The sequence below is a fragment of the Pediococcus stilesii genome, from assembly GCF_001437075.1.
Lineage (GTDB): Bacteria > Bacillota > Bacilli > Lactobacillales > Lactobacillaceae > Pediococcus > Pediococcus stilesii.
Window position 1 is genome coordinate 17,671 of sequence record NZ_JQBX01000019.1, and the last position, 12,796, is coordinate 30,466.

11 protein-coding genes are annotated in these 12,796 nt (G+C 37.9%); 10 read left to right on the plus strand and 1 reads right to left on the minus strand.

Annotated features, from left to right (window positions below; genetic code table 11):
• The first annotated feature begins 57 nt into the window (after nt 1-57).
• The 3 genes from IV81_RS07895 (at nt 58) to IV81_RS07905 (ending at nt 3,499) form a co-directional block, all read left to right on the plus strand.
• Nucleotides 58-2,220 (plus strand): LTA synthase family protein, encoded by a 2,163-nt coding sequence (locus IV81_RS07895; protein WP_057804000.1) that lies wholly within the window; start codon nt 58-60, stop codon nt 2,218-2,220.
• Between the two features lie 71 nt (nt 2,221-2,291).
• Nucleotides 2,292-3,137, plus strand: coding sequence for a sulfite exporter TauE/SafE family protein (locus IV81_RS07900; protein WP_057804002.1), 846 nt, complete (start codon nt 2,292-2,294; stop codon nt 3,135-3,137).
• The gene (locus tag IV81_RS07905) at nt 3,137-3,499 is read left to right on the plus strand and encodes a DUF1634 domain-containing protein (RefSeq protein WP_057804004.1); all 363 of its coding nucleotides are present in this window, start codon (nt 3,137-3,139) and stop codon (nt 3,497-3,499) included. Before IV81_RS07900 ends, IV81_RS07905 begins: the two co-directional genes overlap by 1 nt.
• A 114-nt stretch (nt 3,500-3,613) precedes the next feature.
• On the opposite strand, the gene IV81_RS07910 is transcribed toward IV81_RS07905, so the two are convergent.
• A complete protein-coding gene (locus IV81_RS07910; RefSeq protein WP_057804006.1) occupies nt 3,614-5,830 on the minus strand; it encodes an ATP-dependent Clp protease ATP-binding subunit in 2,217 nt (738 codons plus the stop codon).
• Nucleotides 5,831-6,036: 206 nt separating this feature from the next.
• On the opposite strand from IV81_RS07910, the gene IV81_RS07915 reads away from it, so the two are divergent.
• From IV81_RS07915 to IV81_RS07945, 7 genes are all read left to right on the plus strand, one after another.
• A complete protein-coding gene (locus IV81_RS07915; protein WP_057804008.1) occupies nt 6,037-6,228 on the plus strand; it encodes a hypothetical protein in 192 nt (63 codons plus the stop codon).
• A 140-nt stretch (nt 6,229-6,368) separates the two neighbouring features.
• Nucleotides 6,369-6,635, plus strand: a complete 267-nt coding sequence (locus tag IV81_RS07920) for a phosphocarrier protein HPr (RefSeq protein ID WP_002833902.1) — start codon at nt 6,369-6,371, stop codon at nt 6,633-6,635.
• Entirely contained in the window at nt 6,635-8,359 is a 1,725-nt protein-coding gene (gene ptsP / locus IV81_RS07925) for a phosphoenolpyruvate--protein phosphotransferase (RefSeq protein WP_057804010.1), read from the plus strand. The genes IV81_RS07920 and ptsP overlap by 1 nt, the downstream gene beginning before the upstream one ends.
• Nucleotides 8,360-8,437: 78 nt before the next feature.
• Entirely contained in the window at nt 8,438-9,211 is a 774-nt protein-coding gene (locus IV81_RS07930) for an alpha/beta fold hydrolase (RefSeq protein WP_057804013.1), read from the plus strand.
• 83 nt (nt 9,212-9,294) lie between these two features.
• Nucleotides 9,295-10,485, plus strand: a complete 1,191-nt coding sequence (locus IV81_RS07935; RefSeq protein WP_057804015.1) for a glycosyltransferase family 4 protein — start codon at nt 9,295-9,297, stop codon at nt 10,483-10,485.
• Between the two features lie 18 nt (nt 10,486-10,503).
• The gene (locus tag IV81_RS07940; RefSeq protein ID WP_057804017.1) at nt 10,504-11,520 is read left to right on the plus strand and encodes a glycosyltransferase family 4 protein; all 1,017 of its coding nucleotides are present in this window, start codon (nt 10,504-10,506) and stop codon (nt 11,518-11,520) included.
• An 11-nt stretch (nt 11,521-11,531) separates the two neighbouring features.
• The gene (locus IV81_RS07945; RefSeq protein ID WP_057804019.1) at nt 11,532-12,569 is read left to right on the plus strand and encodes a lysylphosphatidylglycerol synthase transmembrane domain-containing protein; all 1,038 of its coding nucleotides are present in this window, start codon (nt 11,532-11,534) and stop codon (nt 12,567-12,569) included.
• Nucleotides 12,570-12,796 lie beyond the last annotated feature (227 nt).

Consider the following 12,796-nt stretch of genomic DNA (forward strand, 5'->3'; position numbering starts at 1 on the left):
AGTTTTAATATATAATAGTGGAGTTATACTAGAAATATCATGTGGAGGAACGATAGCATGAATCGTTTATGGGGTAAGATTCGTCGGGGACTGAACACAAAATTCGGTTTCTTCATGCTAATTACGGGTTTGTTTTGGATCAAGTCGTACATAGCATATCAGACAAAATTTACGCTGGGCGTTCAGGGTGGAATGCAAGAATTAATCCTGGCGATAAGCCCACTGGGTTTTGCAATACTTTTATTTGGAATTGGTTTATACATTCGAGGAAAATGGTCATATTGGTATATGATCATTATGGATGCTATTTTATCGGTTTGGTTGTTTGCTAATATTTTATATTACAGGGAATTTTCCGACTTTATCACCTTTAATTTAATCAAGGGCTCAGGAGCAGCATCTGATAACTTAGGTAAGAGTTTGATGGGAATTCTACGACCAACCGACTTTTTGGTCTTTGTTGACGTCCTTTTTGTAGTTGCAATTTTAGTTTTTGGCTTTGTCAAAATTGATAAAAGTAAATTTAAACTAGTTAACTCTTTTGCGGTTACCATTCTTTCAATTGGTGTATTAGCGGCAAATCTAGCACTGGCATATTCAAACCGTTCGGGATTGTTGACACGGACTTTTGATAACAACTACATTGTTAAGTATTTGGGCTTACAAAGCTTCACACTTTATGATGGAGTTAAGACCGTTCAAAATAGTAATAAAAAGAAGGAAGCCAAGGGTTCGCAACTAAATCCAATTAAAAAATTCATTAAAGATAATGATATTCCCGCAAACATCGAGTACAAGGGTGTTGCCAAGGGCAAGAATGTCATCATCATTCACCTAGAAAGTTTGCAACAATTTGTCATTAATAAAAAATGGAAGGGTAAGGAAATCACGCCCAACATTAATAAATTCTATAATGACAAAAACACGTTGGCTTACGATAACTTCTTCAATCAGGTTGGACAAGGAAAGACGGCCGATGCCGAAATGATGCTTGAAAATTCACTATTTGGTCTTCCTGAAGGATCAGCGATGGTTACCGATGGAACGACAAATACTTTCCAAGCAATGCCCGCGATTATGGACCAACAGGGTTACTCAACGGCGGCGTTCCATGGTGATGTATCTAGTTTTTGGAACCGCGATAATGCCTATAAATCATTTGGCTATCAATACTTCTTCAGTAAACAGTACTACACTCTTAAAAAAGGGTACGTTAGTGGATACGGAATGAAGGATAAATTGTTCTTGCAGCAGTCGGCGGAATATTTAGAACAGTTACCACAGCCATTCTATGCGAAGCTGATTACCGTTTCTAATCACTATCCATATGGTATTGAAAAGAAAAATGTTTCAATCGATCCATGGGATACAGGCGATTCAACGGTTGATCCATATGTTCAAACTGCTCATTATCTAGACCAATCAATTGGTGAATTGCTCAGTTATTTGAAGAAAACAGGGCTTTACGATAAGAGTATGATCATGATGTATGGTGATCACTACGGAATTTCAAATAATCATAAGCCAGCTATTGCTAAGATTCTAGGTCTTAAGGGCGTAACTAACTATGATTTAGCAATGTTCCAAAAGGTACCATTTATGATTCATGCTCCGGGTCTCAAAGGTGGCGTTAACCACAATTACAGTGGTGAGATTGATGTAATGCCAACGCTATTAGGCTTACTTGGAATTGATACGCCGGGTGCTTACCATTTTGGTCATGATATTAATTCAAAGCAGTTTAACCAGATTGTGGCCTTTAGGAATGGAGATTTTGTCTCCGAGAAGTACACAAAATATGGTGGAGATCTTTATTACACCGCAACCGGAGAACAAATCACCGATGAAACGGCCGCTCAAAAAGCGGAAATTAAGAAAATCCAAACATACGTTAATACAGAGTTAGGATATTCCGATAAAATTATCAACGGTGACCTTTTACGATTTGCTGACCTTGATTGGTTTAAAAAGGTGAATAAATCAGACTATAGTTACAATAAAAAATCAGCTTTGAAACAATTGGAAGAAGCTGAAAAGAAGTCGAAGACTAGCTTAATTGATCAAAATGATGGCAAATCAACTTTGGACGACTACAAAACGGACGCTCCAGAATTGGAAAGCAATCAAAATAAGTCATCAAGTAGTTCTAGCTCGTCGGATGACCAATCATCAAGTGATTCTTCTAGCAGTTCAAGCGCCAGTTCATCGGCGGATAAATAACACTTAAAACTGGAATAGAGCCTAAGGGTTTCTTTCCAGTTTTTAATTTAAAAGGGGGAGGAAGTAGAATAATGGCGAGTAATTTATTAATTTTATTGTTAGTAGGATTGATGGCAGGAATCTTTGGCGCAATTTTGGGAATTGGTGGTGGAATGATCGTCACGCCAGTTTTAACGATTGCAATGGGTCTAGATATTAAATACGCCATTGGGGCAAGTATTATCTCAGTGATTGCAACAAGCTCCGGCGCGACAATTGCCTATTTAAAGGATGAGATGCTTAACTTAAGAGTCGCGATGTTTTTAGAAATTGCAACGACGGTTGGTGCAATTGTTGGCGCAATTATGACTGGAATGTTCAATTCAACCATTTTATTTATTTTATTTGGTTCATTTTTAGTATTTTCGTCATGGAATATGTTTCGCAAGTTACGAATGGGCGGAAGTGAAGAGGGAAGTACTAAAAATGACCGTTTAGCCAATCGATTAAATTTAAATGGTAGTTACTACGACAAGGCATTGAAAAAAGAAGTGAATTACCAAGTTGAAAATGTTCCAGGAGGATCAGCAGTAATGTTTGGCGCCGGTTTTGCAAGTGGGTTACTTGGAATCGGAAGTGGTGCATTTAAGGTAATGGCGATGGACAATATCATGAAGATGCCACTTAAGCCATCCAGTGCAACTAGCAATCTAATGATGGGGGTCACCGCCGCTGCCAGTGCGATGGTATATTTCTTTAATGGATCAATTCACGCGGACATTGCTGGACCATTAGCAATTGGTATATTATTTGGAGCGCAACTAGGTAGTCGAATTATGCAACATCTAAAACCCCGTTTAATTCGAATGATTTTTATACCAGTTCTGCTTTATATGGGAGTTCAGATGGTTCTTAAAGGATTCGGGGTGAACATCTAATGAACGATAAAAAACAAGAAATGAACCACGTTGAGTTAATGATTGGCCGAGTTCTTCAAATTGGAGTATATATTTCAGCAGCTGTTATTATTTTGGGGATTCTACTGTGGATCGTAAAGAACGGATCTGGCTATGGACAAGAGCTACCAACGCATTTATTGGCGATTTTTAGTGGTATTGCGGCTGGAAGGCCTTATGCAGTCTTGATGTTTGGAATCTTCCTCTTAATTTTGACGCCAGTTTTACGAGTGATCGTTTCTATTTACGCCTTTGCAAAAGAGGGCGACCGGCTTTACGTGATCATTACAACGGTTGTTTTAGTCATTTTAATTGTTGGAATGACGATTGGCTATGCCGGATAATTAAAAAAATATGTAAAAAAGAATTAACAGAGATGAGCCAAAGTGTTGGTTTATCCCGTTAATTCTTTTTTATTTAGAGCATATATTTAATTCATTTTCAGATTTAAAATCAGGTTAAGCTTTTTTAGAATCAGCAACGATTTCAATTTGATCGTCTTTAATTTTAGCGGTTAGTTGTTTTTCCGTTGGATGGTCAAGGTAGAAGTCGGCAATGCGATCTTCAATTTGTTCTTGAATGACCCGACGAAGAGGACGAGCACCCATCTTTGGATCATAACCAAGGTCAACGAGGCGTTCTTCAACTGGCTTCGTTACACTAACATGAAGATCCTGAACTTTTAGCATGCTATTAACATCGTCAATCATTAAATCTACAATTTGCATGAGATTTTCTTTTGAAAGAGCCTTGAATTCAACGATATCATCAAAACGATTTAAGAACTCAGGCTTGAAGTAGTTGCCCAATTTATCAAGCACAGAATGCGTTTTGCCTTGAACAGCAGCACCGAAACCAACATCGGCTTCAACGTCACCAGAACCAGCATTGGAAGTCATAATGATGATTGTATCCTTGAAACTAACAGTCCGACCTTGTGAATCCGTTAGACGACCATCGTCTAAGATTTGAAGGAACATGTGCATTACGTCAGGATGGGCTTTTTCAACTTCGTCCAACAAAATGAGGCTGTATGGATGACGACGAACCTGTTCAGTTAGTTGACCAGCTTCCTCGTAACCAACGTACCCTGGAGGCGAACCGATCAATTTAGAAATTGAGTGTGGTTCCATATACTCACTCATGTCAAAACGAATCATCGAATCCTTTGAACCAAAGAGTTGAGCAGCAAGCTGCTTTGCAAGTTCAGTTTTTCCGACACCAGTTGGTCCGACAAATAGGAATGAACCAATAGGACGACCAGTACCATTTAAACCGATTCGATTACGACGAATTGCACGAGAAATCTTATCCACAGCTTCATTTTGACCGATAACATGTTTTTTCAGGTTGTCGGATAAATTTTGTAGCTGTTCTTGTTCTTGCTTTTGAAGATCACCAACTGGAATATCAGTCTTTGTTTCGATGATATTTTCCATATCCTTTTCGGTTACCGTTGGTTCTTCACCGTTGCTAGCAGCACCATCTTTGTTCTTTTCTAACTTCGATACTTGATCACGATAGTAGGCTGCTTTTTCATAGTCTTCAGATTGTAGAGCTTTTTTCTTCTCATTTTCGGCTTCGTCAATCTTCTTTTGGATCGTTTCAGGATCGGCAATGTTAATGGTCAAGTTCTTTTTTGAACCCGCTTCATCAAGTAAATCAATTGCCTTGTCCGGAAGGAAGCGATCTTGAATATAGCGTTTTGAAAGTTTAACTGCAGCTGTGATTGCATCATCAGTGTAATGCACATGATGGTAATCTTCGTATTTCTTTTGAATTCCCTTCAAAATCTTGATAGCTTCTTCTTCGCTAGGTTCATCAACCTGAACTGGTTGCAAACGACGAGCTAAAGCAGCATCTTTTTCAATATCACGGAATTCCTTTAGGGTAGTTGCACCAACTAATTGGAAATCACCACGAGCCAAAGCTGGCTTCAAAACGTTTCCAGCATCCATCCCGCCTTCAGCATTTCCAGCACCAACAATTTCATGAATTTCATCGATAAAGACAATCATATCTTTATTTTCTTGAACTTCCTTCATCAATTGTTGCATTCGTTGCTCAAACTGTCCTCGAATTCCGGTTCCTTGAACCAGCGAAACAACGTCTAAACGAACGATTTGTTTATTGGCCAGTTTTTGTGGAACGGAACCCTCAACAATTCGTTGAGCCAATCCTTCAACAACGGCAGTTTTACCAACACCTGCTTCACCAATTAAAACAGGGTTATTTTTAGTACGACGATTTAAAATTTCAATTACACGTTCGATTTCGGAATCACGACCGATAACTGGATCAATTTTTCCTTTTTTGGCAAGATCAGTAAGGTTTAAACCGTACTGACCAAGGAGCGAGTTACCGTTGCCACCATTAGCGTTACCACCGTTTCCGTTTCCACGAGTAGGTTGTGTAGGTGGAACCTGTTGTCCATAAACGTCTTCAGGTTGACCAACGTTACCGCTTTGCATTGCACGAAAAATATCATCCAAGTTTCCAAATCCAAATGGGTCTTGTGCCATACGAGCGCCTCCATTTCCATTATTGTTATTATTTTGTTGATTTTTTAAAAGTTGATAGCAATTTTGACAAAGGTTAACTTCTGTCCGTTGACCATTCACGTTTGTATATAAGTGGATGGTTGCTTCATTCTTATGACAGTTTTGACAAAGCATTTGCTGTCTCCCTTCTTAATAGATAAGATAGTCTAGAAATTAGTCAAAAGCTGTTTGACCAATATTGACCATACCTAAATTATACACACTCTTTTTAATAGTGCAAGCAGTTTGATTTAGATCTGAAAAAAAGGATTTTAACAACGTCCTATTGATTAAAAATGGGTTAAAGGTATAAAATAGATAGGCTGGAATGAGGTGATAGCGTGAAAGATTATTTAAAGCTTTTGAATGAACTCAAGCAAGGCACAATTGATAACCTAGAGATTGAAGCTTCCGAATTTCAAAGTTTTCAGGCTGTCTTTATGGATTTCCCAGAACGTAAGCAAGTAATTGGAATTGCCGACCGGGAAGGAAAGATCACTTACCATTTTGAAAAGAATGAAAGCGATCAATAATATTATTTAAGTTTTATGTAAGGGCTTGCTTTAAGGCTCATAAATTGATATTATCTTGTCAAAGGCTTATAAATTAATGGCGTCTCATCGCATTTATTTAGGTCAAAATTTATGTGTATCGAAAAGGAGATAGATTTATTATGGAAAAACGCGACTTTCATGTAATTGCAGAAACAGGTATCCACGCACGTCCCGCAACATTGTTGGTTCAATCAGCAAGCAAATTTAACTCAGATATTCAATTAACTTACAAAGACAAATCAGTTAACTTGAAATCAATCATGGGTGTTATGTCACTTGGTGTTGGCCAAGGTGCTGATGTAACAATCTCAGCTGACGGTGACGACGAAGCAGACGCAATCGCAGCACTTGAAGATACAATGAAAAAGGAAGGACTTTCCGACTAATGGCTGGTACATTAAAGGGAATTGCGGCTAGTGATGGGATTGCCATTGCTAAGGCTTATTTAATGGTCGACCCAGATCTTTCTTTCGAAAAGAAGACTATCACAGACGCAGACGCAGAAGTAGCTCGTCTTCATGATGCTTTAGACAAATCTAAGGCAGAACTTTCACTAATTAAGGAAAAGGCTGCTGAAAATCTCGGTGCTGAAGAAGCTGAAGTTTTTGAAGCACATTTAACGATTCTTTCAGATCCTGAACTAATTGGTAACATTGAAGATAAGATTAAAAATGACGCAATTAATGCAGAAGAAGCAACTAAAGAAGTTACGGATAACTTTATTGAAATGTTTGAAGCAATGACTGACAATGCTTATATGCAAGAACGTGCCGCAGATATTCGCGACGTTACAAAACGCTTGATGAGTCACTTGCTTGGAGTTGAATTACCTAACCCAGCATTGATTGATTCAGAGGTAATCATTGTTGCGCACGATTTAACACCTAGTGACACGGCTCAATTAGATCGTCACTATGTTAAGGGCTTTATTACAGATATTGGTGGTCGTACATCACATTCTGCAATCATGTCTAGAACACTTGAAATTCCTGCCGTTGTTGGCTCTGAAAAAGCTACAACAAGTGTTAAGCAGGGTGAAATGATGATTGTTGATGGACTTACAGGGGATGCAATTATTGATCCATCTGAAGATCAAATCAAGGATTACCAAAAGAAGAGTGATGAATTCAAGGCTCAAAAAGCTGAATGGGAAAAACTAAAAAATGAACGGACCCTTTCAAAAGATGGAGTTCATTTTGACCTAGCTGCTAACATTGGAACACCAGATGATTTACAAGGTGTACTTGATAACGGTGGCGAAGCAATCGGTTTATTCCGTTCCGAATTCTTATACATGAATGCTTCTGAACTACCATCAGAAGATGATCAGTTTGAAGCATATAAAAAAGTTGTAGAAGGTATGAATGGTAAACAAGTTGTCGTTCGGACGATGGATATTGGTGGAGACAAGGAACTTCCTTACTTGCCACTTCCAGAAGAAATGAACCCCTTCTTGGGTTACCGTGCAATCCGGATCAGTTTAGATCGAACAGATCTTTTCCGCACACAATTACGTGCTTTGCTTCGTGCTTCAGCATTTGGTAATCTTGCAATTATGTTCCCAATGATTGCAACGGTTGCTGAATTCAAGAAGGCCCGCGCAATTTACGACGATGAGCGTCAAAAGATGATCGATGCTGGTAGTAAAGTTGGCGATATCCAAGTCGGTATGATGATGGAAATCCCTGCTGCAGCAATGATTGCTGATAAGTTAGCTAAGTATGTAGACTTCTTTAGTATTGGAACAAACGATTTGATTCAATACTCATTTGCCGCTGACCGTGGAAATGAAAAAGTTGCATACTTGTATCAACCATATAATCCTTCATTGTTACGCTTAATCAAGCAAACAATCGATGCTTCACATGCTGAAGGCAAGTGGACTGGAATGTGTGGAGAGATGGCTGGCGATCAAATTGCCGTTCCTATCTTGATGGGACTTGGTTTAGATGAATTCTCAATGAGCGCAACTTCAATTTTGAAGACTCGTGCATTGATGAAGAGATTGACAACTGATGATATGAAGAAGCTAGCTGAAAAAGCCGTTACAGAAGCTGAAACTAATGAAGATGTGATTAAATTAGTTAAAGAGACTGTAAACAACGACTAATTTCTAAAGCAAATTAATCAAACTAGAACCGCTGACAGCAGTGTCACGGTTCTTTTTTTGTTTTTCGGGGGTAAACGAATGGAATTTAAGTTAAAAACGGGCGAAAAAATATATTTTGAGGATCAGGGAGAAGGGGTTCCGATCTTATTTTTGACAGGTTTTGGTGGGAATACTGAAATTTGGTCGGGACAGGTCAATTATTTTGTTCAGCGTGGATATCGTGTTATTCGGCTTGATTATTTAAATCATGGACGATCAGATCGTGTTGAATATGATTTAAAAATCGAAGACCTTGCTGATGAAGTGCTGCAATTGGTCGACTATTTAAAATTAAAACAACCGATTGGAATTGGAAACTCAATGGGAACCGCTGTATTGTTGAATATTTTGAGCATTCGTGGATGGGACTTTGTTACAAAAGCGATTTTTGTTGATCAATCACCCAAAATGATTAACGACGGCGACTGGCATTTTGGATTTAAAAATCTATCAATGACAAACTTTGACGAAGTGATGAGTGAACCAATTGTCCGCCCGGCATATAAAAAGATCGATGAATTTGTTTTCAAGAATTCAAAATCAATTGATCAAGCATATCCGTTTTCTCAGCCAAAAAATCGGTCGTTGGTAAAAGGGCATGCTCTAAAAGACTGGCGTTTTGTACTCGAGGCCGCCGATCGCCCCGTTTTGTTTATTTTAGGAGAAAAGAGTCCGTTCTTTAATTTCAAAGAAGGAAAAGCTTTAAAAAAATTAAATTCAAATGTTGAAGTGGACGTGATGAGAGATGTTGGGCACATTCCAATGGCTGAAAACCCGGCCGAGTTTAATAAGTTAGTCTTACGTTTTTTGTAGGAATAATTGAATGGTTTGCATATCTTTTTTTAAACCAATATAATTAGACCAAATAGTTTTTTAGTATAAAGGGGAGATTCGCCGTGAATATTGGACTGTTTACTGACACCTATTTTCCGCAAGTGAGCGGGGTGGCGACATCAATTAAAACGCTTCGAGACCAACTAGAAAAGCAAGGACATCAGGTATATATTTTTACCACAACGGATCCTAAAGTAGATACGAATGTGTACGAACGTAATATCTTTAGATTTACAAGCATTCCATTCGTATCTTTTACTGACCGTCGAATTGCTGTTAGTGGTTTTATTCGTGCAGCACAAATTGCAAAGGAACTGAACTTAGACATTGTACATACTCAAACAGAGTTTTCCTTAGGTTGGATGGGAAAATTTGTTGCTAAGTCACTTAAAATTCCTATTATTCATACGTACCATACAATGTATGAAGATTACCTGCACTATGTTGCAAATGGTAAATTACTAAAGCCTTATCATGTCAAGCAGATGATGCGTGCTTTTTGTTATCATATTGACGGAGTTATTGCTCCTAGCGAACGTGTGAAAAACTCTATTCGTGGATATGGCATTGAAGTCCCCATCCGAATAATTCCAACGGGCGTTAACTTAGAACAATATCAACGCGAAAATCACCGTGACGAATGGCGTGATAGTCTGGGATATGACAAGTTTACGCCAATTTTGCTTTCGCTTAGCCGCTTGGCGTATGAAAAAAATATTCAAGAGGTCATTAAAAGTTTACCAGCAATTTTAAAAGAAGTGCCCAACGCACAGCTATTAATTGTTGGGGATGGACCCGCGCGTACTAGCCTTGAAAATCAAGTGCATGATTTGGGCTTAGATAACAACGTTCAATTTACGGGAGAGATTAATAACGACGAAGTATATCGTTTTTATCAATCTGCGGACTTGTTTGTTTCTGCCTCAGATTCGGAGTCTCAAGGTTTGACGTATATTGAAGCATTAGCATCACACTTAAAAGTGGTTGCTAAGTCTGGAGTTTATACGGATGCACTTTTAAATGATAAATCGCTGGGGCAAACGTTTGAAACGGAAGCACAATTAGTTCAAGCAATTAAGGATTATATTGAACATCCAAACGCATACGATGATCCAAAGCCACGTGAAAAGAAATTGTACGAAATTTCTGCTGATTATTTTGGAAAACAAGTAGTTGATTACTACAATGTTGCAATCAGCAGCCATACCGATTTGGAAGTTGAAGAAATTGAATCCGAATCGGAATCAGAATAAATTTGTTAGGGGTTTGTTATGCCAATTAAGGTCAACATGTTTTCATCAGCCAGTAAAGTTAAAGGTCAAGGTGTCGGAAGTGCCTACGAAGAGTTAATTCGATTGTTAAAACGGCATTTTCCAAAACAAATTGATGTTTCCATTAATAAATTTACAAGGGCTGACATTAGTCATTACCACACAATTGATCCAAAATTCTACTTGTCGACTTTCTCAAAGAAACGAGGAGTTAAGGTCGGTTATGTACATTTTTTGCCAGAAACCATTGAGGGAAGTCTGAGTATCCCACAACCATTTCGGGCAATTTTTTATAAATATATTATTTCCTTCTATAAAAGAATGGATCACATTGTTGTGGTGAATCCTACCTTTATTGATCAGTTAACAGCATATGGAATAAAAAAAGAAATTATTACTTACATACCTAACTTTGTTCGTAAGGATGAATTTTATCGTTTTGACGATAAAAAACGCTCCCAAATTCGCAATGAGCTTGGAGTGAACAATCGGTTTACGGTTTTAGGAATTGGACAGGTGCAAGAGCGTAAGGGAGTCAAGGATTTCATTAAGTTAGCTGAAAATAATCCTGATAAATTCTTTATTTGGGCCGGCGGATTTTCATTTGGCCGGTTGACCGATGGCTATGCTGATTTGAAGAAGGTTGTAGATAATCCACCTCGTAATTTGAAGTTTACTGGGATTGTCGATCGATCTAAGTTAGTGGACTATTATAATGCTTCTGATTTATTTTTATTGCCATCATATAACGAGTTATTTCCGATGTCCGTATTGGAGGCTTTCAGTTGTGGCGTTCCAGTGATGCTGCGTGATCTCGATTTGTATCATTCGATTATAAAGGGATACTATATTCCTACCAACGATTACAGTGATATGAATGAGCAGCTTAGATTATTGACAGAAAACGAAGATAAGTTGAATGAGTTTAAGAAGTTGTCAGATAAGGCCTCAGAGGAATATTCTGAAGACCACCTGGCAAAAATATGGCTAGACTTTTATTCTTCTTTGGCTAAATAGGGGGAACTTCTATGTCGAGGAAGAATAAAGTAGTTTTAGTTATTATGATTATGGTCGGGATACTAATTTTCGGCTTTTCTCTGCGGAACGTTAATTTAAATCAAGTGGCTCGCGATATTGTCCATTTGAATGTTGGTTGGATGTTTGCTGCATTGATCTGCATTATTTTATATCTAGGATTTGAATCGGTTGCAACAAAGGTGCTAGTGGAAAGCAATGGCGATAAGCTGACTTGGAAAGATGCGATTCGAATTCCCCTTATTGAACAGTTATTCAACGGATTAACGCCATTTTCTTCTGGCGGACAGCCCGCTCAGTTAGTCGCTTTAATGCAGAGCGGAATTGAAGGTGGGCGTGCCAGCTCGGTCCTATTAATGAAATTTGTGGTATTTCAATCAATGGTAGTTATTAATTTTATTTTTAGTCTGTTGATTGGATTTCAATATTTGGAAGAAAAAATCAGGTTTTTATCTTGGTTTGTTCTGTTCGGATTTATGATTCATTTGGCAGTTATCATTGGATTGCTAATGATTATGTATTGGCATAACTTTACCAAACGTTTAATTTCGCTTATTTTTATCCCGATAAAAAAGTTTACAAGCGAAGAACGCTACAACGGCTGGAGAGTTTCAATTGATCAAAAAGTTGACTCCTTTTACCACGAAAGTGTTCGAATGAAAACACAATGGCGTCTCTTGGTAAAAGTGTCGGTCATCACCTTTTTCCAATTGCTGTTTTACTATTTGATTCCATACTTTATACTATTAGCGTTAGGACGTACAGATGTCAATATTGTCATGGTTACATGTCTACATGTGTTAATTTTCATGGTTATTTCTTTATTTCCAATTCCTGGTGGAGCCGGTGGTGCGGAATATGGATTTAGCGTGATTTTTTCACAGTTTGTAGGTAACAGTAGCAAATTAGTTTTAGCGATGATGTTGTGGCGACTTTTAACGTATTATTTTGGAATGTTTGCAGGGATGTTTGCACTAGTTATTAAGCCAAATAAAATTAATCGAGTAAAAAAAATCAAAACGAGCGAATAAGCTCGTTTTTTTTATTAAAAAAGCTTGACCGATGTATTTAATATTGGTAATATATTTAAGTGCTCTTCTGAAGGGCACAGGCTTATCGGAATCTTATGTTTAAATTTAGTACTTGACAACATATTTAAACATTTGATATGATGGTTTAGCGGATTTGTTGATTCGTCATTGTCAAAAGGCATTGAATTGCTGATTTGACAATGAAAGTAGACCTTTGAAAACTGAAC

Bases quoted from the DNA above. Each gene is read 5' to 3' on its own strand.
- IV81_RS07895 (WP_057804000.1), top strand. From the start codon at position 58: ATGAATCGTTTATGGGGTAAGATTCGTCGGGGACTGAACACAAAATTC.
- IV81_RS07900 (WP_057804002.1), top strand. From the start codon at position 2,292: ATGGCGAGTAATTTATTAATTTTATTGTTAGTAGGATTGATGGCAGGA.
- IV81_RS07905 (WP_057804004.1), top strand. From the start codon at position 3,137: ATGAACGATAAAAAACAAGAAATGAACCACGTTGAGTTAATGATTGGC.
- IV81_RS07910 (WP_057804006.1), bottom strand. From the start codon at position 5,830: ATGCTTTGTCAAAACTGTCATAAGAATGAAGCAACCATCCACTTATAT.
- IV81_RS07920 (WP_002833902.1), top strand. From the start codon at position 6,369: ATGGAAAAACGCGACTTTCATGTAATTGCAGAAACAGGTATCCACGCA.
- ptsP (WP_057804010.1), top strand. From the start codon at position 6,635: ATGGCTGGTACATTAAAGGGAATTGCGGCTAGTGATGGGATTGCCATT.
- IV81_RS07930 (WP_057804013.1), top strand. From the start codon at position 8,438: ATGGAATTTAAGTTAAAAACGGGCGAAAAAATATATTTTGAGGATCAG.
- IV81_RS07940 (WP_057804017.1), top strand. From the start codon at position 10,504: ATGCCAATTAAGGTCAACATGTTTTCATCAGCCAGTAAAGTTAAAGGT.
- IV81_RS07945 (WP_057804019.1), top strand. From the start codon at position 11,532: ATGTCGAGGAAGAATAAAGTAGTTTTAGTTATTATGATTATGGTCGGG.